The 26,335-nt window shown below is 53.7% G+C and carries 22 protein-coding genes and 1 riboswitch; of the genes, 6 read left to right on the forward strand and 16 right to left on the reverse strand.

What is annotated here, in order from left to right; all coding sequences use genetic code 11:
- Positions 1-28: 28 nt before the first annotated feature.
- The 4 genes from H8B13_RS06125 to recA form a co-directional block, all read right to left on the reverse strand.
- Positions 29-1,102 (reverse strand): sensor histidine kinase, encoded by a 1,074-nt coding sequence (locus tag H8B13_RS06125; protein ID WP_187309924.1) that lies wholly within the window; start codon positions 1,100-1,102, stop codon positions 29-31.
- A 121-nt stretch (positions 1,103-1,223) separates the two neighbouring features.
- Positions 1,224-1,925: a response regulator transcription factor gene (locus tag H8B13_RS06130; RefSeq protein WP_187309925.1), complete on the reverse strand. Its 702-nt coding sequence runs from the start codon at positions 1,923-1,925 to the stop codon at positions 1,224-1,226.
- A 103-nt stretch (positions 1,926-2,028) separates the two neighbouring features.
- Positions 2,029-2,865: a DUF3108 domain-containing protein gene (locus tag H8B13_RS06135; RefSeq protein WP_187309926.1), complete on the reverse strand. Its 837-nt coding sequence runs from the start codon at positions 2,863-2,865 to the stop codon at positions 2,029-2,031.
- A gap of 247 nt (positions 2,866-3,112) precedes the next feature.
- Complete coding sequence (gene recA, locus H8B13_RS06140) at positions 3,113-4,192, reverse strand: recombinase RecA (protein ID WP_187309927.1); 1,080 nt, start codon at positions 4,190-4,192, stop codon at positions 3,113-3,115.
- 201 nt (positions 4,193-4,393) lie between these two features.
- Between recA and H8B13_RS06145 the strand changes: the two genes are divergently transcribed.
- Positions 4,394-5,575 (forward strand): hypothetical protein, encoded by a 1,182-nt coding sequence (locus tag H8B13_RS06145; RefSeq protein ID WP_187309928.1) that lies wholly within the window; start codon positions 4,394-4,396, stop codon positions 5,573-5,575.
- Between the two features lie 35 nt (positions 5,576-5,610).
- Here H8B13_RS06145 and H8B13_RS06150 read toward each other — a convergent pair whose 3' ends face one another.
- On the reverse strand, positions 5,611-6,189 hold the full coding sequence (locus H8B13_RS06150; protein WP_187309929.1) for a GNAT family N-acetyltransferase: 579 nt from the start codon (positions 6,187-6,189) through the stop codon (positions 5,611-5,613).
- A 171-nt stretch (positions 6,190-6,360) separates the two neighbouring features.
- On the opposite strand from H8B13_RS06150, the gene H8B13_RS06155 reads away from it, so the two are divergent.
- On the forward strand, positions 6,361-7,245 hold the full coding sequence (locus H8B13_RS06155; protein ID WP_187309930.1) for an SDR family NAD(P)-dependent oxidoreductase: 885 nt from the start codon (positions 6,361-6,363) through the stop codon (positions 7,243-7,245).
- A 72-nt stretch (positions 7,246-7,317) separates the two neighbouring features.
- Here the strand turns inward: H8B13_RS06155 and H8B13_RS06160 are convergent, their stop codons facing one another.
- The 10 genes from H8B13_RS06160 to H8B13_RS06205 all read right to left on the reverse strand — a co-directional run bounded on the left by H8B13_RS06160 (position 7,318) and on the right by H8B13_RS06205 (position 20,927).
- Positions 7,318-7,734 carry a hypothetical protein gene (locus H8B13_RS06160; RefSeq protein WP_187309931.1) on the reverse strand — a complete coding sequence of 139 codons (417 nt, stop codon included), beginning with the start codon at positions 7,732-7,734 and terminating at the stop codon, positions 7,318-7,320.
- Positions 7,735-7,816: 82 nt separating this feature from the next.
- Positions 7,817-8,782 carry an AAA family ATPase gene (locus tag H8B13_RS06165; RefSeq protein ID WP_133271721.1) on the reverse strand — a complete coding sequence of 322 codons (966 nt, stop codon included), beginning with the start codon at positions 8,780-8,782 and terminating at the stop codon, positions 7,817-7,819.
- Between the two features lie 92 nt (positions 8,783-8,874).
- Complete coding sequence (locus H8B13_RS06170; protein ID WP_187309932.1) at positions 8,875-10,263, reverse strand: peptidylprolyl isomerase; 1,389 nt, start codon at positions 10,261-10,263, stop codon at positions 8,875-8,877.
- A gap of 290 nt (positions 10,264-10,553) precedes the next feature.
- A complete protein-coding gene (locus tag H8B13_RS06175) occupies positions 10,554-12,875 on the reverse strand; it encodes a peptidylprolyl isomerase (protein ID WP_187309933.1) in 2,322 nt (773 codons plus the stop codon).
- A 174-nt stretch (positions 12,876-13,049) separates the two neighbouring features.
- Positions 13,050-13,463, reverse strand: coding sequence for an ATP-binding protein (locus H8B13_RS06180; RefSeq protein ID WP_187309934.1), 414 nt, complete (start codon positions 13,461-13,463; stop codon positions 13,050-13,052).
- 21 nt (positions 13,464-13,484) lie between these two features.
- Entirely contained in the window at positions 13,485-13,814 is a 330-nt protein-coding gene (locus tag H8B13_RS06185; protein WP_133271725.1) for an STAS domain-containing protein, read from the reverse strand.
- Between the two features lie 14 nt (positions 13,815-13,828).
- Positions 13,829-15,925, reverse strand: a complete 2,097-nt coding sequence (locus H8B13_RS06190) for a PP2C family protein-serine/threonine phosphatase (RefSeq protein ID WP_187309935.1) — start codon at positions 15,923-15,925, stop codon at positions 13,829-13,831.
- A gap of 379 nt (positions 15,926-16,304) precedes the next feature.
- Positions 16,305-17,777: an IMP dehydrogenase gene (guaB, locus tag H8B13_RS06195; RefSeq protein WP_187309936.1), complete on the reverse strand. Its 1,473-nt coding sequence runs from the start codon at positions 17,775-17,777 to the stop codon at positions 16,305-16,307.
- 218 nt (positions 17,778-17,995) lie between these two features.
- A complete protein-coding gene (gene hrpB / locus H8B13_RS06200) occupies positions 17,996-20,536 on the reverse strand; it encodes an ATP-dependent helicase HrpB (RefSeq protein ID WP_187309937.1) in 2,541 nt (846 codons plus the stop codon).
- A 67-nt stretch (positions 20,537-20,603) separates the two neighbouring features.
- Positions 20,604-20,927, reverse strand: coding sequence for a rhodanese-like domain-containing protein (locus H8B13_RS06205; protein ID WP_187309938.1), 324 nt, complete (start codon positions 20,925-20,927; stop codon positions 20,604-20,606).
- A gap of 99 nt (positions 20,928-21,026) precedes the next feature.
- Here H8B13_RS06205 and pnuC point away from each other — a divergent pair, with 99 nt between their 5' ends.
- Genes pnuC through H8B13_RS06220 form a run of 3 tightly spaced genes read left to right on the forward strand, consistent with a single transcriptional unit; the run spans position 21,027 to position 23,043 of the window.
- Complete coding sequence (pnuC, locus tag H8B13_RS06210; protein WP_187309939.1) at positions 21,027-21,641, forward strand: nicotinamide riboside transporter PnuC; 615 nt, start codon at positions 21,027-21,029, stop codon at positions 21,639-21,641.
- Complete coding sequence (locus H8B13_RS06215; RefSeq protein ID WP_187309940.1) at positions 21,641-22,168, forward strand: AAA family ATPase; 528 nt, start codon at positions 21,641-21,643, stop codon at positions 22,166-22,168. The genes pnuC and H8B13_RS06215 overlap by 1 nt, the downstream gene beginning before the upstream one ends.
- Complete coding sequence (locus tag H8B13_RS06220) at positions 22,165-23,043, forward strand: aldose 1-epimerase family protein (RefSeq protein WP_187309941.1); 879 nt, start codon at positions 22,165-22,167, stop codon at positions 23,041-23,043. Before H8B13_RS06215 ends, H8B13_RS06220 begins: the two co-directional genes overlap by 4 nt.
- 115 nt (positions 23,044-23,158) lie before the next feature.
- Here the strand turns inward: H8B13_RS06220 and H8B13_RS06225 are convergent, their stop codons facing one another.
- Positions 23,159-23,404 carry a hypothetical protein gene (locus H8B13_RS06225; protein ID WP_187309942.1) on the reverse strand — a complete coding sequence of 82 codons (246 nt, stop codon included), beginning with the start codon at positions 23,402-23,404 and terminating at the stop codon, positions 23,159-23,161.
- 200 nt (positions 23,405-23,604) lie between these two features.
- A riboswitch (TPP riboswitch) is annotated at positions 23,605-23,726 on the forward strand.
- Between the two features lie 59 nt (positions 23,727-23,785).
- On the opposite strand from H8B13_RS06225, the gene H8B13_RS06230 reads away from it, so the two are divergent.
- On the forward strand, positions 23,786-26,284 hold the full coding sequence (locus H8B13_RS06230) for a TonB-dependent receptor (RefSeq protein ID WP_187309943.1): 2,499 nt from the start codon (positions 23,786-23,788) through the stop codon (positions 26,282-26,284).
- The last annotated feature ends 51 nt before the right edge of the window (positions 26,285-26,335 follow it).

Consider the following 26,335-nt stretch of genomic DNA (forward strand, 5'->3'; position numbering starts at 1 on the left):
CAGCCTATGCGGTAGACGACCTTATGGACTACGCCTGGGGTGTTTCTGTAGCCTTTGTCGGCCTACGTGGCTTTGCTAACTTAAACTCCAGCGAGGTGCCTTGTCCAGCTTCACTGCGCACTCGGATGGTCGATTTGTGCGCTTCTACGATATGCTTGCTAATGGCAAGGCCTAACCCCGAGCCGCCGGAATCGCGGGAACGGCTTTTATCGATACGATAGAAGCGCTCGAAAATGCGGTTTTGGTGCTGCTTTGGGATGCCCTCACCATCGTCGCGAACGGAAACACGGACAGCTTTGCTGGTTTCGGCCAGCATGACGGTTACATGACCAGCCTCGCGACCATATTTTATGGCATTATCAATCAGGTTGACCAGCACTTGCCGAATGCGGTTGCGGTCGGCAAGCACCAAAATGCCTCCCACAGATTCGTTCGACAGTATTAATTCGAGCTTAACTTGGCGCTGGGTGGCTCTGGATTCCAATTGCTCAAATATCTCGCGTACTAGCTCGCCCAAGTCGAATGCTTGCCGTCGCATCCGAACTACTCCTTTTTCCAGCTGAGAGATGGTTACTAAATCCTGTACTAACTCGTCAAGAGTATCGAGGCTGGTAGCGGCTTTCTTGAGAAACTTCTGGCGCAGAAACTCGTCGTCCATGTCGCCATCCAAAACGGTGTGAAGAAAACCCTGAGCGGCAAAAATGGGCGTTTTCAACTCGTGTGATACATCGGCCAAAAACTCGCGGCGAAGTGTTTGCAGGCGTTTTAGCTCGTCTATTTCCCGTTGCTTTCGCTCCGCCATTTGTAGTATCTCATCCCGCATGCGCTTTAGAGGCTCAGGCCGAAACAAAAATTTATTCGACAGCTTCCGAAACTCCTTGCGCTTGACGTTTTCTAGGCCAGCGTAGATGTTGTTGATTTCACGAAAGATCAACGCCTCAAACGCCAAATAAACGAGTAGAAAGCAAGCCGCTACGGTGATACCCGCAGCCAAAAATGCTTGCTGAAACGGGAGCGTCGGCACCGTCCAAGCGAACGTAACGAGCACCGCTGCCACAAGCAAGGCAATAAGAATGGCAATCGAGCGGGAAGAGAAATCCATGAGCTGAAGCGAGGTGTTGTGCGGGGCTAAGACTAGCTGCCGCAAGCCCAAATATAAAGCCGACCCTGTAGCAGGGCCGGCTTTTTACCGGTGCAGATAAATCAAATTCTGACTCCGCAAATCATTCATCGATGTTAAACTTATAACCCACACCCTTGATAGTTTGGATGTGATGGTCGCCGACTTTTTCTCGCACTTTGCGCACATGCACATCTACCGTACGAGCCAGTACAAACACATCATTACCCCAAATATTTTGAAGCAATTCTTCGCGGCCAAATACCTTATGAGGCGAAGCAGCAAGGAAAGCCAATAGCTCAAACTCCTTTTTGGGCAATGATATTTTGCGTCCTTCCTGATACACAGCAAAGCCCGTCCGGTCGATGCGCAAACCGTTGATTTCGATGGTATCCAGCACCACTTGCGGATCTTTGTCGCGGCGTACGAAGGCGGCCAGGCGGCCCATAAGGGCGCGGGGCTTGATAGGCTTGGCAATGAAGTCATCAGCGCCGGCCTCGAAGGCGGCTACTTCCGAAAACTCCTCGGCACGGGCCGTCAGGAAGATGATGTACGTGTCTTTGAACTTGGGCAAGGTCCGCAGCTGCCGACAGGTATCGATACCATCAAGATGGGGCATCATTACATCGAGCAATACAATGTCGGGCTCGAACTGGGGGGCAATTTCCAGAGCTTTGCGGCCGTCAGGAGCAGTCGCTACGTCGTAGCCTTCCTTGCGCAGGTTGTATTCCAGCAGTTCTACAATGTCTGGGTCATCATCGACTACCAGAATTTTGTAGGAGTTAGGGGGTGCGGTTGGTTGCACAGGGCAGAGGTTTGAGTCAGAAGAATAATCGACTACAAAATTACCGTTTGCTGAGACCAACCTAATGTTACCTTATTGTGAACTGCCTCGGCGAGTAGTTTACTCAGGGATTGGCACCAGCGCGAGCCAATACATTCAAACGGTGCTTTAGGCCTTGATATTTATACATATCCACTTTAACAGCGCCTACAAACATCTCAGCTTGAATAAGTACCGGAATCTTGTTGCGGTCATCGGAAAGATAAACAGAAACGCCGTCCTCTCCGCGGAAGAGCTTGTTGGGGGGCATTTTGGGTACTAACCGAATAGCGCGAATAATGCCTGCCTTGGTTTCCACGGTTTCGCGGCCTTTGTACACCACGTCCATGTTGTACACCTCATTACTGAAAAAACCCTGTACCCGAATCACTTCGCCCACCCGCCGCTTGTCGTAGTCGAGGGTACGCAGGAAGTAAAAACCGCTCACCAGATCCTGCACATTCTCCGGTATTTTATACGTGCCCCGCTTCACAGGGTCCTTTTCTTTCTTGCGCGACTCTACGCTGGCCATATTTTTATAATGGTCAAAGTCAACGGTTTCGCGCTTGCGGTAGGTGTTCTCCTCAATATTGCGGTAGAAGCGCTGGGGGAGAATACTGGTCGTATCGATAAAGGTGCGCCAGGTGTCGCGGACACGCAGAAAAAAATCGAAAGAGCCTAGTGTGCGGCCCGTTACGGTAGCCTGGTAGCAAGGCCGGTCGTTGATGCGATGCAATGCGCTGGAGACTTCAATGGTGGCCTCAGCTGCGTTTATTAGCCCATAATGCACTTTGTAATGCATTTTCTCGCCCTTAGTAAAGCTGGTGTTCTTAACTGTGCGCGACCCGTCTGCCGGCTGCCAGGCCAGCAGCGCCAGCAAAGGCAGCAAAAGCGGAAAAAGCAGAAACCAGCGGCGAGTCATGAAAGGCAAACCAAAAAGTGATTCAGCTGACACTAAGTCAAATGAAATGCCAGCAAATATATCCCTAACCCTGCGAACGACCGGCAAGATAGGACTAAGCGAAACGTCAACGCTTAAAAACGAGTTGCACGCCGATGTGGATTGCAGTTTGCACTCAACGGCTTAAGGACGCAGCTATATTGCTGAATAAAAAGCCCCCCAGAAATCATCTGGGAGGCTTTATTTGAATTACAAAAACGCAGAAAGATTAATCGTCGTCTTCGTCAATCGACTCATCGGTAGGAATGGCAGCCAGCGCAGCCGCAGGCTCGCCCTTCACCATTGCCCGAATCTTTGCTTCAATCTCGTCAGCTAGCTCAGGATTGTCGTGCAGAATGGTTTTCACACCCTCACGGCCCTGACCCAAACGGTCGCCGTTGTAGCTGAACCAAGAGCCCGACTTTGCGATAATGTTCATATCAACGCCCAAATCGAGAATCTCGCCGACTTTGGAAATACCCTCGCCATAGATGATGTCGAACTCAACTACTTTGAATGGCGGTGCTACTTTGTTCTTCACCACCTTCACTTTCGTGCGGTTGCCGGTCACGTTGTCCTTGTCTTCCTTGATCTGACCAATACGGCGAATATCAAGCCGAACAGATGCGTAGAACTTCAGTGCGTTACCACCAGTAGTTGTTTCGGGCGAACCGAACATAACCCCGATTTTCTCGCGAAGCTGGTTGATGAAAATGCAGCAGCAGCCGGTTTTGTTGATAGTGCCGGTGAGCTTCCGTAGGGCCTGGCTCATCAAGCGGGCGTGCAAGCCTACTTTCGAGTCGCCCATGTCGCCTTCCAGTTCACCTTTCGGCACAAGTGCAGCTACGGAGTCAATAACGATGATATCGATGGCACCGCTGGAAATCAGCTGGTCAGCAATTTCAAGGGCTTGCTCACCGTTGTCGGGCTGCGAGATAAGCAGGTTTTCGGTGTCGATGCCTAGTTTCTCGGCATAGCTACGGTCGAAGGCGTGCTCGGCGTCGATGAAAGCAGCCATGCCGCCTTTCTTCTGAGCTTCGGCAATGCAGTGCAGCGTAAGCGTAGTTTTACCGCTCGACTCAGGACCGTAAATCTCTACGACCCGGCCCCGGGGCAGACCACCGATGCCGAGGGCAATGTCCAGCCCGAGCGAGCCGGTACTGATAGCAGGAATATCAACGACTTTGTTGTCGCTCAATTTCATGACAGTGCCTTTGCCGTAGTTCTTGTCGAGCTTGTCCAGCGTAAGCTGAAGAGCTTTCATTTTCTCGGCGTTGGCGTTGACAACTTTGTCAGTGGATGCAGCCATTAGAATGGGGTTGGGGTATAAATGCTTAGGTTTGGTGAAATTAGGCTTTTTAGGCCGTTTTTACAAGTTGAAAGGCCGCTTTCTAGGTGTCAGTTAAGGCTGTTCTAGGTCGGCTGTGGGTAACATAGGTAAGCTATATTTTGTGCCCGCAATGCTAAAAATATTTGCTGATTCTGGGAAAAATAAATAATGCTAAAATTTTTGTCAAAGGTAGTCATTGATACCCAGATCAAACCGGTTTTTTGGCGAGCAGTTGGCCTGCTTTTTAGTTTATTGCTAAGCAGCTTTCCGGTCGCTGCCCAGCTCGATAATCACGCCTTTCAATACTCGTTGCCGATCAAGCCAGAGTATGAAGGCCAGCTTCGAGTAGCTGTGCAGGGCTTCCTGTTTACGAAGGATAACGAGTATTTCAACAAAATAGACGAGGGCCGAACATATTATGGAACGCAGTTAGCTCCACGTCTCGTGTATTTTCCTAGTGCTAACATCCGCTTGGAAGCCGGCATCTTTCTGTATAAAGACTACGGCACTTCACGCCTGCGGCAGGTGCGGCCCATGTTTACGGCCAAGTACCAAAATGGCCCCCACAGCTTTCTATTCGGAAATATTGAAGGGCATTTGCAGCACAACTACATTGAGCCGCTGTTTGATTTTGAGCGTGTGATGACCAACCGGCTAGAAGAGGGCATGCAGTACAAGCTCCAGACCGACCGCGTAAAGCTCGACGCCTGGGTTGACTGGCAGCGGCAGCAGTACCGATTCAGCAACTTTCAGGAGCAGGTAGCCGGCGGCCTCACTTCCGAAGTCACGGCGTATCAGGACTCGGCGGGCTGGCGGCTGGGCGTTGTGCCGCTGCAGTTTCTGGCAATGCACCGTGGGGGGCAAATTGACACGATTGCCACTCCTTTACAAACCTTGTTCAACTTCGCTACCGGCCTGCGCGTGCGGCGTAAGCTGTCCGCCACTGGCTTTGTGCATGCAGTACATTTTGATGGTTACTTCACGCGCTATACCGACTACTCTTTCACGGAAGTATTGCCTTACGATAAGGGAAATGGTCTGTATCTGAATGCGGGGGTGAATACGCGACTCTCCAATATTATGGTCAGCTATTGGTCGGGAAATGGTTTTATCTCGCCCCAGGGCGGCCGGCTATACCAGTCTATTTCCAGCACCGTCAACAACGCCGACTTCACCCAGCGTCGCCGCGAATTGCTCATTCTACGCATGTTCAGCGATTTTCACCTGCCCGGCAACATCCTGCTGACAACCCGCTTTGAGCCTTTTTATGACTTTAACCGCCGGCAGATAGAGTTTTCCTTCGGAACGTACCTGAACTTCAATCAGGAGTTTTTTCTGACCAAGCTACGGCGGGCAGACTAATGTAAGCGAAGGCTTTTTTGCCTCAAAGAAGCGTATCAGGGCCGGTTAAGCGCGAAATAGAGAATATCGGACCCCTTCTCTGATTTCCGGGGAGACCATAAACGCGGTTGTGGTGGCACTAGCTGAAAGCCATTCGCGACCGCGACCGCACAGCTGCGCGGGTTATCGACCCGGCAACGGATAATCAGGCGGTCGGCGTTGATAATGGAGCTAAAGCCTAGCTGTACGGCCGCTGTTAGCGCCTCACGAGCGTAACCATGACCTTCGGCTTCTGAAGCAAGGTAGTAGCCAATTTCGGCCGTAATAATGCGGGCCCAAGTAGGCTTCAGACTGATGTCGCCTAAATATTGCCCCCCAGCCGTGCCCCAAATGCCCAGCACGAACATCCGCTTGGTGTGCCAATCCAGATCGAAGGACTCTAAGATGCGGCCAGCATCGGCAGAAGTTTGAACGGCGGCCAAGCGGGCCGGAAACGCTTCCTGAAGCCTAGCACGATCCTTTTCAAGAACCGCGAAAAATGCTGCCTCGTCGGATGGCACGTAGGGCCGCAGAGTGAGGCGGGGCGTGAGCAAAGGCAAGCGAGCCGGTGAAAGGGGCTGATCGGCGGGGTACATAATTTGGCGCAAGCAACAAGCTACCCTACGCGCAAACCAAACTCTGGGATGATAGAAGCAGGGCAATAGTAACTCTGGGGGGCAAATACCGTTTGTTTTAATCAGCTATCAATCAATGAGAAGGGGTTTTTCTTCATCATCAAACCTATTATCAACCTAACACTAACTGCTATGAAAAGAAGGTTGGAAGGCAAAGTTGCTATTGTAACTGGCGGCGGTACTGGCATTGGCGAAGCTATCAGCAAACGATTTGCGCAAGAAGGCGCGGCCGTAGTGGTCGTGGGCCTCGATACGGACCCCGTGCGCGAAGTAGTAGACGAAATTCAAGCTCGTGGCGGTCGCGCCATCGGCTTCCTGGGCGATATTTCCTGGCAGGAAGCGGCCGAAGAATGCGTGAAACTAGCGATACATGACTTCGGCAAGCTGGATATTCTGATCAATAATGCCGGCGTGTTTCCCGCCACCTCAACTATCGATAAGTATCCGATAGAGGCGTTTGAGTACATGATTAAGCACAATGTGTACTCCAACTTCATGATGACCCGCGCGGCCATTCCTTACTTGCAGAAAACGCGCGGCAATATAGTATCGGCTGGCTCAGAAGCAGGGCATATGGGTATTCCCCAAAACTCACCGTATGGCGGCACCAAAGGCTTCGTGCACGCTTTCCAGCGCGGCGTAGCCGTGGAGCAGGCCAAGTTCGGGGTGCGGTCTAATATTGTGGGTCCTGGCCCTATCGACACGGCCTGGACGCACAAGGAAACCGGCCCGATGACTGCCAAAATGGAAAAGCAAACAGTGCAGGGCGTACCAATGGGCCGCCGCGGCACGCCGGAAGAAGTAGCCAACGTCTACTTGTTCCTAGCCTCCGATGAAGCCAGCTACGTAACCGGTGCGACGTATTTCGTGGATGGCGGCGTAACACTCTCTAAAGGTCCGCACGGCGATGAAGTGCCCAGCAAGCTTCGCCAAGAGCCAGCTAACGACCTCAACCTTCAACACGAGCGCGACGGCCATACGAAGGTGAAATCTGAGTATAAAGCAACAATGAGCTAATACTTCTTTTGCCTTAACAAAAAAGCCCCCCAGAGTCAATCTGGGGGGCTTTTTTGTTCGTGAGCAATCTGTTTATGGATGCTTATACTGCAAAGGACTTCCTAGTGCTTGCTGAATGCGCATTACGTTTACCTGACGGGCAGCCTCGTTGAAAAACTCCAAACGGCGAATCAGCATTTCTTTCACCAGCATACGTCCTTCTGGGGTGCGCATTACGGCTTTTTTGTCATCAAGAATGCGTTGCATGATGGCTTCAGTTTCGGCTTCACGCTGTACATACTGGTCACGAAACTCAGCTAGGCGAGCCAAGCCGTCGGAAGTCAAGCGGAATTGAGCGCCGCCCTGGTTCAATACTTCGCAGAGTACATATACTTCCAGCGGCAGGGAGGTTGCCAGCGTGGTGGTGCGCAAATCGAGGCCCGCCTGCAAGGCATCCAGAATAATAGCAATGTTGCGCTCGAATTGCTGGTAATAACCGGAAGCTTCCATCCTTGAAAAATTGGGCGTTAAATGTTGAATGCGAAAGGGAATAGAAATTACAAATCTAGGCTCTATTCAAGCTTTCAGCGCACTAGAGTAATTCTTTTACAATCTGCTCTACTGAAATTCCTTCGGCTTCGGCTTTAAAATTACGCACCAAGCGATGGCGCAGAATAGGCAGCGCCACGGCTTTCACGTCCTCAATGTCAGGCGAGTACTTGCCGTTGAGCAAGGCGTTACATTTGGCTCCCACAATAAGATGTTGTGAAGCCCGCGGTCCAGCTCCCCACTCCAGCAACTGCGTAGCCCGGGCGGCGCCCCGATCCGTGTTTGGACGGGTTTTGTGCACTAGATTAACGGCGTACTCTACTACATTATCGGCCACGGGTACACGGCGCACCAAGTGCTGAAACGCCTGGATATCATCGCCGTGTAATATTTTGCTTACCGTAGGACGATGATCGGAAGTCGTGTTTTTCACGATTTGCAACTCGGCATCGTAGCTAGGGTAGCCGAGCTGAATATTGAACATGAAGCGGTCGAGCTGGGCTTCGGGTAGGGGATAGGTGCCTTCCTGCTCAATGGGGTTTTGGGTGGCCAACACAAAGAAAGGCCGCTCCAATGGGTAGCGCTGCCCCGCCACGGTTACAGAATATTCCTGCATGCTTTCCAGCAAAGCCGCTTGTGTCTTGGGTGGCGTCCGGTTAATCTCGTCCGCCAGCACGATGTTGGCAAACACGGGGCCTTTTACAAAGTGAAAATCGCGCTGCTGATTCATCGTTTCCGAGCCCACAATGTCGGAAGGCATCAGGTCAGGAGTGAACTGAATGCGGTTGAACGACAGATCCAGGGAGTCGGCAATTGTTTGGATGAGTAATGTCTTGGCTAGGCCCGGCACTCCTACCAATAAGCAATGCCCCTGCGAAAATACGGCCGTCAGCACCAGGCGAACTACCTCGTCTTGCCCAATGATAATTTTACCGATTTCCTGCCGCAAGGCTTGGTAAGACTGAGCCAACGCATCAGCAGCTTCTTTATCGGAAGAGAAATTTCGCATGTAAGGGGGGAGCTAGAAACCAAGAGCTAGGAGTGAGAAGCCGGAAACACACTGGTAGGTGTTCCTCTCCTCTCACTCCTAGCTCCTAAAAGTTAATTAACTGCATTAAGCAGCTTACAGTCAGCGTACTGCGGATCTACTTCGATATAGACGTCGCCGCGGTTCTTCTTAAACCACTCATCCAGCGCCTTGTTTTTCTTTTCGTTGAGAGCAGCGGCGGCTATTTTCTGGTAGTCGTCCTGTAGGTTGGCTTGGTGGGGCGGATTGTTCGATTTCAGCCACAGAATACGCATAGCGTCCTTTCCGTCGTCGGTGCGGTAAGGCATGGGAGGCGTGATGCTGCCCACTTTCATAGTATCAATGGTGAAGAAAATGGCCGGATCGATCTTATCTAGTGGCAAGTAGTTGCTCCGGTCTTGTGGGTTCTGAATCAGGCCGCCGTTGCCGCTGGTGTTTTTGTCGTCGGAGAAATCTTTGGCAGCTTTGGCAAACGTGATACTGTCGGCCAAAATGCGCTTGCGGATTTTGCTGAGTTGCACGGCCGCCTCACTCACGTCGGAGGTACCGGTAGCTGGCTTCAGCAGAATGTGACGGGTGCTGAAAGTCTCACCTTTGCGCTCGATGAGCTGGATAAGATGAAAGCCAAACTGCGACTCTACAATGGGTGACAATTGGCCAGGCTCCAAGCGTAAAGCGGCGGCCTCGTACTCGGGTACCAACTCACGACGCTTAAAAAAGCCTAAGTAGCCACCTTGCGCCGCGGAGCCAGGATCTTGGGAAAACTCCTTAGCAAGCTTCTCAAAGTCTTCACCTGCTATGATGCGCGCCCGAATCTCATTGAGCTTCGCCTGTGTTTCCTGCTTGGCCTTCTGGTTAACTTGGGCAAACTTAATAATCTGGCCTACTTCTACTTCGGTGGAATAGTAAGGCAAGCTGTCCTTTGGAATGCGGTTGAAAAACTGCTTTACCTCGCGAGGTGTAACCGTTACTTTACCGGCAATCTCTTCCTGCATCTTCTGCTGAATGAGCTGCTCCTTCACTTGTGGCCGCAAGTCGTCCTTAAGCTGCTTAATGGGCTTTTTGTAATACTCTTCCAGCTTCTGCTCCGACCCAATTTGCTGTACGAAGTAGGCCATACGCCGGTCGAGCTCACCTCTTACTTGGTCATCTTCCACCACCACGGAGTCAACCTCGGCTTTTGCCAGCATGAGCTTATTTAGCACAATGCTTTCCAAAATCTGGCACTTCACATTAGGAGGCAATGGCTTGCCCTCAGCGCGCGATAGTTCCTGCTGATAAATATTTTCGAGGTCGGAGCGCAGGACAATCTGATTGTCCAGCTTCACGATAATGGCGTCCACGGTTTGGCGACCTACGGGCCGGGCCACGCCTAGCTGAGCCAAACCAGTGCTAACCGCACCCACTAGCAAGCCACCGCTCAACAGCGCTACACGAGCCGCCGTACGAAATAATTGAGTCATGTAATTCAGAAAATAAGAGGCTGAAAAGCAAAGAATATTCAGCCCACCGGCTACCGAAACGCGAAAAGCCGCCGGTAAATTTCAACATAAATCCCTTCTCCGGCAAAAAGCTGGATTTGAGGCCCGAAAAGAGCGTTTCGGAGTAAAGAGACCGGGTTGCTAGCTAACGTTGCGTGGACCACCAACTTTTAGCGGGCAGCACCGAGCTGGCGGTAGGAATGAAAAAGCCCCCCAGAAACAGCAGCCTTCGCTAGACTCTCTGGGGGGCTTTTTTCGGAAGCTGAAGCAGCTTACTTAGTGATCAGCTTGTTTACTTCCGCCTCATTGACTTGTACCGGGTACTGAGTACGCAACTGCCCCAGCCATTGCTTTTCCAGATAATTCTGATAGTCGGAAGTAGCCTGGCCACGCGTTTCAGATAAGGATTTAGGTCCGGCAGGTAGTGCTTTTTCAATGGTAACAGCATAGTAGCGGCCATCTTTCTGTACCGGATAAGTGCCCGGTCCACGGTCCATTACTTCATCTACCACTTTGCTGTCGCCCTTCTGGAAGCTCTGCTTGATAATCTGCACGGCCAGGGGGTTCTTGGCATTCAGGTTCTCCTCCAATACAGCAGGGCTCGTGCTAGTCAGGGCGAGCAAGGCCGAAGCGTCAGCAGCTGGAGTCGTAGTCGTCTTCGTGCTGATGCGGTTAGCTGGTACGCCTTTACCCGTTAGGTGGGTTGCTACTGCCGCCACACGGCGCTGAGCCAATGCAGCTGTTTCGCCCCGCTTTACCCGGCCAGTTATGGTCAAACTCAGGGTTGTATCAGCCGTCAGGCTAGCTGCCAAGCCGTCGAGGCTAGCTTGGGTGGCGGGCAAAATAGTAGCTTGACCTGTGCGAAAGGTTACTGGCAGCGGCTTGTTGCGCGTCACTTCGTAGCGACCAACTGCCAATTGCTTTTGAGCCTGAGTTAGCAACGCTGGCGAGGCCGCATTAATCATTGTGGCCTGTACACGAGGTCCCCACTGATAATTAGCTTGGTTAGCGGTGAAAAACTGCTGCAATCCCACTGTATCCGTCAGCGCCTTCGACCATACTTTCTCATCCATCAGCTGGAAAAGCAATATGCCGTCGCGGTACTCTTTTACCAGCATGCGATAGTCCTCATACTTGGTATCGAGGTTAGCCTTTTCAAATTCCGTCAGACTTTGATCCACATACTGATCGTACAACTGCTGCATCACAAAGCGCGGATCAGCACCAGCGCGCGGGCGCTGGCTTTGCTGCACGTAGGTTAGGAAGTCCTTAATAGGATAGGCTTTGCCTTTGATGGTGAAGAGCGGAGCATCACTGCTTACAGCTATCTCGCCTTTTTTGCGCTTGCCACTTGGGAATTTGCTTAAGAAAGTGTCTGACTTGAAACGGCCATTTACCAGTGCTGTATCGGCCTGGGCCAACAAAGCGTCACGTACGGGGGACATTTCTACAAACTGATTTTCCTGCCGAATGCGCTTGAGAAAGGCCGCCCGGTTTAGCTCCGAGCGCGAGTCCTTGGCTACTTTGCTCTTGAGGGTAGGAGCCATGGCCTCAAAAGTGGGTACAGGCTGCTTTTCGATAAGCTTGATAATATGCCAGCCATACGGCGTCTGAACCGGCGCCGAAATGTCGCCGGGCTTCTGAAGCTTAAAGGCTACTTCCTCGAAGCTTGGAATCATGCGTCCGGTGCCGAAAGCGGGCAACTCGCCACCATTGGCCGCCGAGCCAGCATCTTCCGAAAACTGCGTTACCAGCTTGTCCCAGTCTTCGCGCCGACGCAAGCGGGAGTACAACTCGTCCGCTTTCTTCTTAGCCGTTACTGAATCGGCCTTAGGCATGCCGGGCGTGGCCCGAATCATGAGGTGAGCTACTTTAATCTCGCCCTGCGCAGGTCGCACGTCGTTTACCTTAATCACGTGGTACCCAAAACGCGTCCGAACCGGGGCGGAAACTTCGCCGGCTTTGGTCTTATATGCTACGTTTTCAAATGGATACACCATCTGCATAGCCGTGAAATAGCCGAGCTGCCCGCCATTATCGCGAGCCGAAGGATCTTCCGAGGCCTGACGAGCTACTTGGTTGAAGTCTTCGCCGCTGGTAACGCGCTGGCGCAACGCCACCGCCTTCTGATAGGCTGCCAAGGTATCCCGTGGGTCAGCATCAGGAGCGACGCGCACCAAAATATGGGAGGCGCTGATCTCCTTGCTCAACCGGTCGTAGGCCTCCCGCACGAGTTGATCGGTCACGCTTTTCTCAGTCAGGTAAGGCTGGGCCAGCTGCTGCTTATAGCCGTCAAGCTCGCGCTGAAAGGCCTGCGTGGTATCGAGGCCACGCTGCTCTGCTTCCAGCACCTTCAGCTTGAAGTTGGTGTACAGATCCAGATACTCCGTCACGTTGGCACGGGTGCCGTAGTCGGGAGCCGTGGCGTTGTTTTTCCGGTATACGTAGGCAAATTCCGAGGCCGGTACTATCTGCTTTCCCAGCGTAACTACTGCCGGCTGCTTAGCGGCGGACGTTGTGGACTTGGTAGACTGGCATCCGATGGCCAGTAGCGCGCCAGCACCAAGGCTAGCGTACAAAATGCGTTTGGGCATAAAGAAAAAAAGATGCGACACGAACAATAACTCTATCATGACCCTGCGGGCCGAGTCGTTGCCAGATGCAATTTTACGGATTTTTTTTGGCCTAACTCAGCCTGCTATCAAACTGAGCGTGTACAAAAAAGCCCCCCAGCGGCTGGGGGGCTTTTTGAAAATCTGAACGTTGGACTACACCACTTTCTTGTAGAGCCGGCAAACGTTGTGGTTGCCGGAGGAAGAAAACTCGACGCGGTCCATAATGCGGTTGACGAGTGCCATGCCTACGCCGCCTTTCTTCCCGAGACGAATGTGCTCCAGCAAATCGGGTTCCCGAAAGGTGGATGGCAAATACGATTCCTTGCTGTCGTCTTCTATCTCGATGCCAAACATATGGTCTTCCATGGCCAGCTTGAGTTGCAGATACTGCGATTCGTTCTCCGCATTGGCATGAATGATCAGATTGGCCACCACCTCATCAACGGCCAGTACAATCTGGTTGATGTGCAATTCGGATAAGTGGTACACAGACAGATAGGCGCTCACGAAGTCGCGTACTGTCTTCAGGTTAGCCCGGCTACAACTTATGCGAATTACGTTTTTCATCCCCTCGTTACACTGTCAAGCTTATATAGCAGTCGCCTCCGACTCGGAAGGCACGATGGTCATCAGCGTATCTAACCCCAGAATCTCAAATACGTTGTGCACTTTTTCCTGCATGTTAAAAAATACCAATTTCACATTGGCATCCTGGAAGCGCTGTAAGTGGGAAATGAATACGCCAAGGCCTGCGGAAGAAATGTAGTTCAGGCGCTGGCAATCAATTAATACTTTCTGATAATTCAGGATTTCGGGCTTGGTTAGTTCCGTATCAAGAATCACAGAAGAGCTAGCATCCAACTCGCCATCGAGGCTGAGCGTGAGCGTGTGCGCGGTGGTTTGTTGCGTGATTTTCATAGGACCCATCTACGTCAGACAATTGGTTCTGGTTGGGACGCCCGGAACTTGATAACAAGCAAGGTCTGGTCGTCGTGCATTGGCTGACCGCGGCTGAATTCCGCTAGGTCTTCCAGAATCATATTCTTGATTTCGTCGGCCTCAAGGTAATACGTACGCTCCAGCATCTGTTGCAGACGATCCTCGCCGTATTCTTCCTTATTTGCCCCCCGTGCTTCCACAATGCCATCTGTGTAGATTACCATTACGTCACCAGGGTTATAATCGTAGAATTGGTTCTTAATATGTTTTTCGTAGGCGTCGTGGCGAATAATGCCCAAGCCTAAGCCCGCCGTGCGGAAGTACGACACTTCCTCCTTGATGGAATGGTAATATAGTGTGTGACAATGACCGGCTCGTGCAAAAACAAAGCCACGGTTCTCATAATCTATTATATATAGAGATGCTGTAATAAAAGACGACTTTTCGAGACAATGAACCAAGGCTTTGTTGGCCATAGCCATAAACTTGCTGGGCACCGGAAACTTCTCGCGCTCATTGCGGGCCAATGGATTTTCCTGCATCAGAGCATGGAAAATACCTTTCATTTGGGCCATATGAAAAGCCGCCGTAATGCCCTTACCCGACACATCACCGATCAGAATGGCAAGGCGCTGACCCGGTAGGTGCAAGAAGTCGTAAAAATCGCCCCCCACTTCCTTGGCAGCCATCGCATGTGAGCTGATTTCAAACCAATTATCAATAGGCAGGTCCTTCGGAATCAAACTTTCCTGTACGGTGGAAGCAATTTTAAGCTCCTCCTGCACACGCTCATTCTGAATAGAAGCCGCAACTAGCTGAAGGTTCTCGATGCTAAGAATCGTCTGGCTGGTGAAGGTTTGCAGAATGCCCAGATTCTCACGATCAAAGCCCTGAGGCTGATTTTTTAGCATGTACAAAGCCCCATACTGGCGCTTTGTAGAGCGCAAAGGCATCACGATAAGCGAACCGAAAGGTAGGCCTAAACTGCGAAAGCCGCTGCTATTGGGCAGGTCATTATTCAGGTACTCAATGTGGCCCAAGTTGTAATCTGCCAGCAGCCCCCGAATAGCAGTGCACTGTTCCTCGGTGATGTGGTAGCGCTGACCTTTATACATTTCGTCGCTCGCCTCTACATCAAGCCAAGCGGCGTCGGCCTCCACGGTTTGCACGGTAGCATCGAAGAGCATACTGTATACGTCTTCTTCCGTCTGACCACGCTGGATAAGCTGCGTAAGGCGCTGCAGACTTAAAATTTCCTCTCGCTTCTGCTCAAAGACGCCCGCTGTGGGCAAATTAAAGAACGTAACAAACAGCCCCATCACGGCATAGAAAGCCGCGAAAAATACTGTAAGCAGTAAAAACGCATGCTGAGACTCAGGAGCTATCAGCTTAGGATCGTACTGAATTCGCACGAAGTAGGCCACAAAAATGGTCATGCACAGCAGGATAGCTAGTTGCATAAATACCACCTCCCACTTCTGCCGCCGGTTCAGATAGGCCACCCATTTCTGGTTGCCGCTCAGATACACACCAAAAATGGCCAATCCACCAATAACTAACAGCGATACGGGGGTTGGCAACTCCCAGCCCAACAGCCGGAATAGCAGCGTGCCACCTAACAGGATTTCAAAAAACTCCCACTCGCGGCGCAGCCTGCCCGAAGACCGGAACAGCACCAATGACCGCCACGTGTAGGTCGTGCTGGCCAAGAAAAGAATGAACAGACCTAAGTTGATGGTATAAATAACCGCGAAAAAGGTCCGGTCGCTACTTGGTAGCTGGTACTGTACAAAGCGCTCCAGTAAGTGTAGGGCAACACAAATACTGGCCAGTATACCTGGTCCGAGCACTAATCGACGGAACAAACCGACAAAGTCGGTGCCCCGCAACGGGTCCGGCTGGAGACGGTAGTACATAAATACTCCGGCAGCAAAAACAGCTTGGGCAACCAGAATCACCCACTCAGGTGGGGCAGATAGAGAAGCCGTTTCAGGCTGGCTAGCGCGAAGAAGCGTACTAACCAGCAGCACGACCCAGCTAATTAGCGTAAGGGGTAATAGCGTGGCTGTTAGCCTCTGGCTAGAGGGCATAGAGAGTAATTAAATACAAATTACGCGTAATTAAGAAACAACCGGAGCAAACTGAAAGATTGAGCAAGATAAAGCCTTATAAATTAAGTAAGGCCTGATGTCTTTTCGCTTATCCACGACCTGCATTCAGGATAAGACGGCTCCGAATTGGGGCCACCTAAAGTAATCTAAATCTGTATGAGTCGATTATAGGCTGTAGAAAGCACATTATATAAACTCTATGTCTACGTACTTATGGCGGTTTTTTTGAGTACAAATACAGGGCCTGAGTTATTTGTTGTATGCTTTCGACCGGACAGAAAGGCGGGCTTATTAGTCATAAGAATGCCACCAGCTGATAAGCTGGTGGCATAGTATAATTCAATATAAACGCGTGGAGTTAACGGCTGCTATAGTTAGGCGACTCACTGGTGATCTGTACGTCGTGAGGGTGGCTTTCACGTAAGCCAGCGCCTGTGATGCGTACCATACGGGCTTCCTGCAATACGGCTATGGTAGGGGCGCCACAGTAGCCCATGCCAGCCCGCAAGCCACCTGCTAGTTGATACAGAACCTCGCTCACGCCGCCCTTAAACGGTACGCGGCCAACGATGCCCTCTGGTACGAGTTTCTTTACATCATCTTCCGAAGACTGAAAGTAACGGTCCTTTGAGCCGTCTTCCATGGCCTCCACCGAGCCCATTCCCCGATAGGTTTTGAACTTGCGGCCTTCGTAAATAATTACTTCACCAGGAGCTTCCTCGGTGCCCGCCAGCATAGAGCCAATCATGACGGAGGAGGCGCCACCCGCGAAAGCTTTGACTGCGTCGCCTGAGAACTTCACGCCCCCATCTGCAATAAGCGGAACTCCAGTGCCTTCGAGGCCGCGAGCTGCTTCTAATACAGCGGAAAGCTGAGGTACTCCAATGCCGGCAATAATGCGGGTGGTGCAGATAGAGCCAGGCCCAACACCCACTTTTACAGCATCAGCACCCGCGTCGGCTAGGGCTCGGGCACCTTCAGCGGTGGCTACGTTGCCAGCAATTACTTCCAGCTCGGGATACTGTTGCTTGATGCTGCGAACGGCATCCAGTACGCCTTTTGAGTGACCATGTGCTGTGTCTACACTCACTACATCTACGCCGGCTTGCACCAAGGCTGCTACCCGGTCAAGCAAATCCGGGGTTACGCCCACGGCGGCACCTACGCGCAGGCGACCGTACACGTCCTTACACGCTCGGGGAGTGCGACGGCGCTTACGAATGTCTTTGTATGTAATGAGTCCCGTAAGGCGGCCTTGCTCATCCACAACCGGTAGTTTTTCAACTTTGAACTCCTGTAGTAAGTCCTCGGCTTGAGCCATGTCGGTGCCGGTAGCGGCGGTGATGAGATTGTCGCGGGTCATTACCTCCGCCACCGAGCGCTCCATATCCTTTTCAAAGCGCAAGTCACGGTTGGTTAGAATGCCCTTCAAGTGACGTTCTTCGTCCACAATGGGGATGCCGCCGATTTTGTGCTGGCGCATGAGCTGCTTGGCGTCGCCTAGGGTAGCCGTTTCAGAAAGCGTAAACGGGTCCAGAATCATTCCGCTTTCCGAGCGCTTCACCCGGCGCACCTGCTCGGCCTGAGCCTTGATGCTCATGTTCTTATGAATAATCCCGATTCCGCCCTCCTGAGCCATCGTGATGGCCAGCTCGTATTCAGTTACGGTATCCATGGCTGCCGATACGAAGGGCAGGTTCAGACGGATATTGCGGGTAAGCTGGGAGCTGGTGTCGGCGTCGCGGGGCAATACCTCCGAATAGGCAGGTAGCAGCAGAACGTCGTCGTAGGTAAGGGCCTCGAAGGCAATTTTGGCAGATTGGTCAGCCATGGCAACAAGAAGATTAGGTGACTCTTATTGCCGGGTAAAGCTACGACGAAAAGTTGGGTTACGTCGCTGAGATTGAGAATCTTCTCATTATTAAATGGTGAAGCAACCCAACAAAGGGGCCTTTGTCAGGCATGTTTATCAAAGATTTGCCCCCAATGACCCCATATAAAAAGGACCGGGGCAGGCCTGGCCTAGGAGTACGCAATAGGGGTGCTCCCTTACTTTAAGCCATTTTGCCGACGCGTGCCCCGCCTAGGTTCCGCTTCCAGGGGGTTATCGGGCCAGTAATGTTTCGGATAACGGCCGCGCATATCCTTGCGTACCTCGAAGTAGCCCGTGGCCCAGAAAGAGCGCAGATCCCGCGTGACCTGTACGGGTCGGTGGCCGGGCGAAAGCAAGTGCATAGTAAGCGGAATTTGCCCCCCAGCTACTCGCGGCGTATCCAAAAGCCCAAAAACCTCCTGTAAGCGCACCGCCAGCGCGGGCGCTGCGGAGTCAGCGTAGTTAATGCGAATGCGCGAGCCGGTTGGAACCACAATATGGGAAGGCGCTAAACGGTCCAGCTCTTGGCGTTGCGCCCAGCCGCTCGGCAACCAGCTCAGCAGGGCTTCACTTAAATCCAGCCGGTTTACCTCGGCAAGAGAGCGCATGCCTATAAGAAAAGGTCCAAGCCACTCTGATAGACGGAGTTGTAGAGCAGCATCTGACACATCAGGCCACTCAGTAGAGCTTATATGGTGCAGAAAAGCCAGCCGCTCGCGCAAATGCTGCGCCTCTTCAGTCCAAGGCAAGCGTACAATTCCCTGACGTTGTAACCCATGCAGTAAAGCTTCTTCTACAGCGGCCGGATCAGGTTGGGAAAGTGGCTGGTCAGCGAGAGTTAGCGCTCCCAAACGACGCAGACGGCGGGCGACCACTCGCCCAGCGGCCTCATCCCAGCGTACTTCTTCTGAATTGGTTATGAGCTCTGGGAAATGATGTTCGAGTTCGGCGCGGTCGAGGGGGGCAGCAAGTACGGCACGCGGCGCGGTGGCATTCCCATCCAGGTGAGCCACGGCAAAAAACACAGCTTCCTGACCAAAATGCTCGGCTGGCAACAAGGCGCGCTGACCAGTTACGAGTCGGACGCGCTCGGGCGTTTCGCGCTGGGCCAGGCGGTCGGGGTAAGCAAGGGCAGCCAGCAGGCCGGCCGCATCAGGTTCAATAGTGGAATTAAGAACATTAGCCCGATTTCGGAGCACTACTGCTGCCTCACGTACTCTGTGCATGGCTCCGCTATCGGGCACCAAGCCGGGCAGGGGCGTCCGACCCGTCATTAGGGCTTCAAGACGCAGACGCAAATCGGGTGGGGCGGGGGCGCTGTCGGCTGGTCGCAATAGGTCGCGTTCCGTGAGCAAAGCAGCTAATGCGCAGGCAGTGGAGCCGTGTCCCGCTTCTTTGCCTCGTAGTACCAGATGGCCTAAACGAGGGACCAACCCCAGCCCAGCTAAAGCACGACCATGCGGCGTTGGAGGTCCGGGGGGCAAAATAGCGCCCAACCTGACCAGCAAGTCGCGGGCCTGTGCTAGGGCCGGAGCAGGTGGCGCATCAAGCCAGCGCAAAGCAGCTGGGTCGTAGGTTCCCCATAGCGCCAACTCAAGGGCAAGGCCACTCAAGTCGGCGGTAAGGATTTCGGGGGGCAAATGTGCCGGACGTTCAGCATGCTCAGCTTCAGTCCAAAGGCGTACGCAGGTTCCTGGCCCTAAACGGCCGGCGCGCCCACGGCGTTGGTCGGCCGCAGCCTGACTCACGGGGACCGTTTGGAGCGTGCTCAAGCCCGTGCGGGGCTCAAAGTGTGGGACTCGGGCGTAACCCCCATCAATCACCACTCGCACTCCTTCAATGGTCAAGCTGGTCTCAGCAATGCTGGTGGCCAATACTATTTTGCGGCGCCCTGCCAGTGCAGGTCGAAGAGCCGCATCCTGCTGCTCAGCGGGCAACTCACCATGCAGCACATGCACGTCAACAGCAGGCGCCAGTGTGCCGACTAGGCGCTCAGCCACGCGGCGCTGATCAGCTAGGCCAGGCAGAAACACCAGCACGTCGCCGAGCGGATGATGAGCCAGCGCCTCACGAATAGCAGTCGGTACCAAGGCAGTCAGGCGCTCGGTGGGGCGATTTCCGGCCGCTGCAACCCGACTGGGGGGCAAATAATGCGTACTGACCGGATGTTGCAGACCTGCGCTTCGTACTACTGGCGCTCCCAGCCAAGTGCCCAAGCGCTCTGCTTCCAGCGTAGCACTCATGATAAGAATTCGCAAGTCGGGGCGCAGTACTGCCTGGGCATCAAGGGCCAGGGCTAAGCCCAAGTCGGCCTGCACGCTGCGCTCATGAAACTCATCAAACAGCACGGCCGCTACACCTTCCAGCGCCGGATCATCCTGCAACATGCGCGTCAGAATGACCTCCGTAGCTACTTCAATGCGGGTTTTGGCCGAAATCCGACTTTCTAATCGCACCCGATAACCCACGGTTTGTCCTACCGGCTCGCCGAGGAGCTGAGCCATGCGTGCCGCCGCCGCCCGTGCGGCAAGCCGCCGCGGTTCGAGCACGATAATGCGCCCGGTGGGCGGCATCCAGGGTGCGTTTAGCAAAGCCAGCGGAACCAATGTCGTTTTGCCCGCTCCCGGCGGCGCCTGCAATACGGCGCAATTCGTTGAGCCAAGCGTAGAAAGTAGCTCGGGTAGGGCCGCGCGAATAGGCAGATCTGGGAGTTGCAAGTCGATGGATTATGTAGAATATCTTATCTGGAAGGTGGATGTATGCCAGCCAGACCGTTATGACCAACTAATATATCGCTACTGAAGGGTCAACCTGTACGCTCCAAGCATGAATTCCTCCTCGCAGATTCAGTAGGTTCGTGAGGCCATGACGATGCTGCAAATAACCCAGCGCCTGCGCCGAGCGGACTCCGTGGTGGCATATCAGAACTACCGGCCGGTCGGTGGCCAGCTTTTCTACGTGCTGCGGAATATCGCCCAAAGGCAGCAGCAAACTGCCTTCTATATGACAGTATTCATACTCCTCCGGCTCGCGCACGTCCACGAGTTGCAGCAATTCGCCACGCTGTAGACGGGCGTGCAGATCTTGAGGAGTGAGTTCAGGAAGCATAGCGTAAGGTTAGGGTTGGGCTGCAAAAAGGCGGCTGGGGGGCAAAAATAAGGGAAGCCTTGCTACCTTCGGTCTTTCCCATGGTCTAAACAACAGTGTGTGGCCTTATCTGATTTGTGGTCTGGCTTGCTGGCCAGCAGCCCCGTAGAGTTGGCTGGGGTGATAACGGGTATAGCCTGCGTATGGCTGGCTGCTCGCAATTCTATCTGGAACTTCCCCACCGCGTTAGTTAGCTGCGCCCTCTACGTTATCGTGTTTTGGGAGGCGCGCCTATATTCCGATATGGCTTTGCAGGGCGTATTTATTGCCTTAGCATTTTATGGCTGGTACCAATGGCTGTATGGTGGTCCGCAAGCGCAGGAACTGCCCGTAACGCGGGCCACGTCGCAGCAATGGACGTGGTTGAGCGCCGTAGCGGTAGCCTATGCAGTAGGAGTGGGCTATGCTTTAAGCGAGCACACCGATGCCGCCATTCCGTACTGGGATAGCTCTACCACAGCCATCAGCTTGGTAGCACAAGTGCTGCTGACGCGCAAAAAGCTCGAAAACTGGATACTCTGGCTGGTGGTCGATGTCGCTTATATCGGCTTGTACTGGCACCGCGAGCTTTATCTTACAGCGGGGCTATATGCGGTGTACTTGGTGCTGGCAGCCTATGGCTACCTAGAGTGGCGTCGGCTGCTACGAGCCAACCTTCAGCCGCAAACTGCCTAATGCTGCGCGTCGCTATTACCGGCCCTGAGTCAACGGGGAAATCAACGTTGAGCCGTCAGCTAGCCGAGCACTACGGTACCACCTGGGCTCCTGAGTACGCCCGACACTATCTGGAAGAGCACGGTGCGAGCTACACTCTACAAGACTTAGAGCAAATAGCCCGCGGCCAACTAGCTGCTGAAGCTACGGCGGCAGCCGCGGCGCACGAAGTCGTATTCTTCGATACGGATCTGTTGGTGATTAAAATATGGGCGGAAGACGCGTTTGGGCAATGTCCAGCCTGGATTCAGCGCCACTTAGAGCAACAGCGCTACGACCTGGTTCTGCTGCCTGGCATCGACTTGCCTTGGGCGTTTGATCCCCTACGCGAGCACCCACATCGTCGCCAGTATTTTTATGATTTATACCTAGCCGAGCTGCAAGCGATGGGCGCTACTTGTCTCGAAATAAGCGGCCCAAGTGGCCAACGGTTTGAGCAAGCGCGTAAGGCAGTAGATCTCCTGAAAAAACAAGCTCTATCTACATGATTTTTTCTCTCGAAAACGACCAGTGCCGCGTAACCGTGAACTCTCACGGCGCCGAATTAAGCAGCTTTATTCGCAAAGATCTTAACAACCTAGAGTATATCTGGCAAGCCGACCCAGCCGTGTGGGCGCGCCATGCGCCCGTACTCTTTCCCATCGTAGGCCGCTTGCCGCTGGATACGTACCTGCACGAAGGCAAGGAGTACAAGTTACCCCAGCACGGATTTGCTCGCGACCAGCAGTTTGCTTTGCTTAGCCAAACCAGCGATGAGCTGATTTTTAGCTTGAAGGCTGATGAAAACACGCGCGCGCTCTATCCCTTCGATTTTGAGCTGATCATCCGCTACCAATTGCGGGGCAATAGGCTGGTAGTAGGTTGGCAAGTACATAACCGGGCTGCTGAGCAGGAATTGCTGTTTAGTATTGGGGCGCACCCGGCGTTTCGGTGCCCGTTGCTGCCCGACGAGCAGTTTGAGGACTATTGTTTCGAGTTCGATCATGCCGTCAGCTTTGAGCGGCATTTGCTGGCTGGTGGTCTGCTCACAGGCCAGACGGAACCCGTATTAAATGACCAAACGGAGCTGCCCCTGACCTACGAGTTATTCGCTGATGATGCGCTGGTGTTGAAAAAGTTCGACTTCACTCACCTCACCTTACGGAGCCGTACATCCGAGCGTGCCGTGCGCGTGCGCTTCGATGGGTTTCCATATTTAGGTCTCTGGACCAAAGGCCCCGGTGCTCCTTTCGTATGCGTAGAGCCTTGGCAGGGCGTGGCCAGCACGGTCGGCGGCCCACAGGAATTAGCCAATAAAGAAGGTATTCTGAATTTGCCCCCCAACCAGACATTTACCACCGAATACAGCATTACAGTGGAATAACGGAACCGCTGGTTGGCTTACACGAAAAAGCCCCTATGGCCTGCTCCAAGGTGCTGCGTCAGCCACGATGACAGCAGGGGAGCGGGCCGCAGGGGCTTTTCTTGCTTAACTACCGCTACGAAAGGAGCGGCGCAGTCGGGCGACTCGGGGAAGTAGGCCGACGGTTGTAGTCGGGCTCCCAGTCGTTGATGGGGCGCGTGATGCCAGGGGGCAAATCCAGGTCTGGCAGGCCGTCGTCGAGCGGCTCACCGCCCTCATCGTCGTTATCAGAAGAGGGTGGACGCTGGTAACGACGCCGGGGCACGACCATGAAATAGGCGAGAATGGCAAGAACCACGAGCGTATAAACAAGGCTGATCATGGTGGGTAATGACTGAAGTTCAACGCAGTATGAGGATCATAGGCTCCGATGATAAACTAACGGGGCCGGGGCAGAGTTGTTTTCGAACGACACAATTTTCCTGGCCGGGTAGTGCCTTCCCTAAGTTACATAGTTTTTGAGTGAAAGTAAAGCCCCACGCTCTATCGGTAGGAACTATAAATCACTGGTTGTAGCTTTGCAACGAAGTTTAGGGGTGCCCCACCAACTTAACCGGTCATTTTGCCGGCAGCGGGGCTGAGATCATACCCATTGAACCTGATCCGGGTAATGCTGGCGAAGGGAACAAACGGTCCGCGAACGTAAAAACCGATCCTCCGACCCCTGGAGGGCGGTTCGTTCCACCTTTTCCATTTTTCACTTTTGAAAAAGTACGTATTGACCGTCGCGGCGCTTCTGGCGCTATCCGGCGCGGCATGGGCGCAAGGCTCAGTGTCCGGAACTCTGCATGCCTCCAGCCCCGACGCCAGCCAGCAGCCTGTGCCCGGAGCCACTATCTACCTCGACGGCCAGGCCGTGGGCGCTACCGCCGCCGACGGTTCGTTTCAAGTGCCCGCCGTGCCTGCCGGTTTGCATGCACTCCGGTTTACGGCCATCGGGTTTGAGCCCGCCACGGTGCAGATAGTTGGGCAATCGGAGCTTCAGCAGGTGCCGGCAGTGCTGCTGCAATCTGCGTCAGTCATTATTGGCGAAGCTCTCGTAACGGCCTCCCGCGCCAACGACCGCACAGCCACTGCTTACTCCAACCTCAGCCGCGAAGACCTCGACAAGCGCAACTTCGCCCAGGACCTACCTTACCTGCTCGACCAGACGCCTTCTGTAGTCGTGACCTCCGATGCCGGCGCCGGCGTGGGCTACACCGATATTCGCATTCGGGGCACGAGCAATACGGGTATCAACATGACCATCAACGGCGTGCCGTTGAACGACCCGGAGTCGCGGGGGGCTTTTTTGGTGAACCTGCCTGACCTGGCTTCGTCGGTGAGCAGCCTGCAGGTGCAGCGCGGCGTGGGTACCAGCCAAAACGGCGGCGCGGCTTTTGGGGCCAGCATCAATATCTCAACGCTTGATGTGCGCCGCGAGGCTTACGCCGAAACCCAGAATGCCTACGGCTCTTTTAATACCTGGAAAAACAACGTGCAGTTTGGCACGGGACTGCTTGGGGGGCATTTTACTATTGATGGCCGCCTTTCGCGCATCGCCACCGATGGCTACATGAACCGCGCCGAGTCGGATCTGAAATCGTACTATCTGGCCGCTGGCTACCAGGCCAAGAATACGCTAATTAAGTTCATCACTTTCTCGGGGCGGGAGAAAACCTACCAGGCCTGGAACGGTGTGCCCGAGCCGGCCATTACCGGCAACCGCGACTTGCTGCAAACCTATGTGGACAACGGTGAGCTGTCCACCACCGATGCCGAGCGCGTGCTGCAAGAAGGCCGCCGCTATAGCTACTACACTTACGATAATCAAACCGATAATTACCAGCAAAACCACTACCAGCTTCACCTCTCGCAGGGCTTGGGTCAGGATTGGAACATTGGGGCGGCTCTGCACCTCACGCGTGGCTTTGGCTACTACGAAAGCTTCCGCGCCAATCGGCGGTTTTCGGCTTACAACCTTCCCAACGTAGTGCTAGGCAACCAAACCGTTTCCCGCACCGACTTGGTGGATCAAAAGTGGCTGGATAACTACTTCTACGGCGGCACCTTCGCCTTGAATTACCAGCCCAAAAACAACGACAAGTTCGAGGCGACGCTTGGCGGGGCCGTAAATCGCTTCGACAATGACCACTACGGCGAAATCATTTGGGCGCAGTACGCTTCTACCAGCAACATTCGCCAGCGCTACTACTTCAACGAAGCGACCAAGTCGGATTACAACACCTACGCCCGCGCCACCTGGCAGGTGCTACCCCGGCTCGGCATGTACGGCGACCTGCAACTGCGCCACATCAAATACAGCATCGATGGGGTAGAGGACGACCAGAACGACGTCACGACCCGCGCCGAATACACATTTTTTAACCCTAAAGCCGGCGCCACTTTCTCTCTGGCCGAAGGGCAGCAGCTCTACGCCAGCTTCGCAGTGGGCCAGCGCGAGCCCGTGCGCGCTGACTTCACCGACCGTCCCGCCGGCGACCAAAGCGCCAAAGCCGAACGTCTCGAAGACTTCGAAGCTGGCTACCGCCTAAACCTGTCGGCCCTCAACCTGCTGACGCCTCGCACGGCGCTGCGCTTGGAGGCCAACTACTTCTACATGAATTATCGCAACCAGCTGGTCGCTACCGGCCAGCTAAACGACGTGGGCACCGCGCTGCGCACCAACGTGACCCGCAGCTACCGCACCGGCGTCGAGCTAACGGGCTTTATATCAGCCGATGATAAAATCAGCCTGAGCAGCACGCTCACGCTCAGCCGCAACCGTATTCTGGACTACCGCGACGTTTCCTACGACGAAGACTTTAACCCCGTAGTAGCCACCGAAGGCCGCACAACCACTATTTCCTATTCGCCGTCGGCCGTGTCGGCGCACACGCTGGAGGGCCAGCCGCTGAACGGGCTGCGTGTGGCGTTGCTCTACAAAACCGTGAGCCGCCAGCATCTCGATAATTCTGCCAACGAAGCCCGTAGCATTCAACCCTATCAGGTGCTCGATTTTCGGGTGCGCTACGCACTTCGCCCCACGTTTATGAAGGAAATAGAGCTGGCTTTGCTCGTCAATAATGTGCTCAACCGTGAGTACGTGGCCAATGGCTACACCTACGGCTACCTTGGCGCCAGCGGACAGCAGGAAACTTTCAACTGGTATTACCCCCAGGCTACACGCAACTTCCTGGTTTCGGTGGGCTTAAAGATTTGAATCGCGGATTTTGCAGATTAGTCCGCTTCCTCAGATGGTGGCGGGGATTTA

Origin of the sequence: Hymenobacter sp. BT188 (genome assembly GCF_014333585.1) — a bacterium.
GTDB lineage: Bacteria > Bacteroidota > Bacteroidia > Cytophagales > Hymenobacteraceae > Hymenobacter.

Bases quoted from the DNA above. Each gene is read 5' to 3' on its own strand.
- guaB (WP_187309936.1), bottom strand. From the start codon at position 17,777: ATGGCTGACCAATCTGCCAAAATTGCCTTCGAGGCCCTTACCTACGAC.
- H8B13_RS06170 (WP_187309932.1), bottom strand. From the start codon at position 10,263: ATGACTCAATTATTTCGTACGGCGGCTCGTGTAGCGCTGTTGAGCGGT.
- recA (WP_187309927.1), bottom strand. From the start codon at position 4,192: ATGGCTGCATCCACTGACAAAGTTGTCAACGCCAACGCCGAGAAAATG.
- H8B13_RS06135 (WP_187309926.1), bottom strand. From the start codon at position 2,865: ATGACTCGCCGCTGGTTTCTGCTTTTTCCGCTTTTGCTGCCTTTGCTG.
- H8B13_RS06155 (WP_187309930.1), top strand. From the start codon at position 6,361: ATGAAAAGAAGGTTGGAAGGCAAAGTTGCTATTGTAACTGGCGGCGGT.
- H8B13_RS06185 (WP_133271725.1), bottom strand. From the start codon at position 13,814: ATGAAAATCACGCAACAAACCACCGCGCACACGCTCACGCTCAGCCTC.
- H8B13_RS06125 (WP_187309924.1), bottom strand. From the start codon at position 1,102: ATGGATTTCTCTTCCCGCTCGATTGCCATTCTTATTGCCTTGCTTGTG.
- H8B13_RS06215 (WP_187309940.1), top strand. From the start codon at position 21,641: ATGCTGCGCGTCGCTATTACCGGCCCTGAGTCAACGGGGAAATCAACG.
- H8B13_RS06225 (WP_187309942.1), bottom strand. From the start codon at position 23,404: ATGATCAGCCTTGTTTATACGCTCGTGGTTCTTGCCATTCTCGCCTAT.
- H8B13_RS06220 (WP_187309941.1), top strand. From the start codon at position 22,165: ATGATTTTTTCTCTCGAAAACGACCAGTGCCGCGTAACCGTGAACTCT.
- H8B13_RS06175 (WP_187309933.1), bottom strand. From the start codon at position 12,875: ATGCCCAAACGCATTTTGTACGCTAGCCTTGGTGCTGGCGCGCTACTG.
- H8B13_RS06165 (WP_133271721.1), bottom strand. From the start codon at position 8,782: ATGCGAAATTTCTCTTCCGATAAAGAAGCTGCTGATGCGTTGGCTCAG.
- H8B13_RS06180 (WP_187309934.1), bottom strand. From the start codon at position 13,463: ATGAAAAACGTAATTCGCATAAGTTGTAGCCGGGCTAACCTGAAGACA.
- H8B13_RS06150 (WP_187309929.1), bottom strand. From the start codon at position 6,189: ATGTACCCCGCCGATCAGCCCCTTTCACCGGCTCGCTTGCCTTTGCTC.
- H8B13_RS06190 (WP_187309935.1), bottom strand. From the start codon at position 15,925: ATGCCCTCTAGCCAGAGGCTAACAGCCACGCTATTACCCCTTACGCTA.
- H8B13_RS06205 (WP_187309938.1), bottom strand. From the start codon at position 20,927: ATGCTTCCTGAACTCACTCCTCAAGATCTGCACGCCCGTCTACAGCGT.
- H8B13_RS06160 (WP_187309931.1), bottom strand. From the start codon at position 7,734: ATGGAAGCTTCCGGTTATTACCAGCAATTCGAGCGCAACATTGCTATT.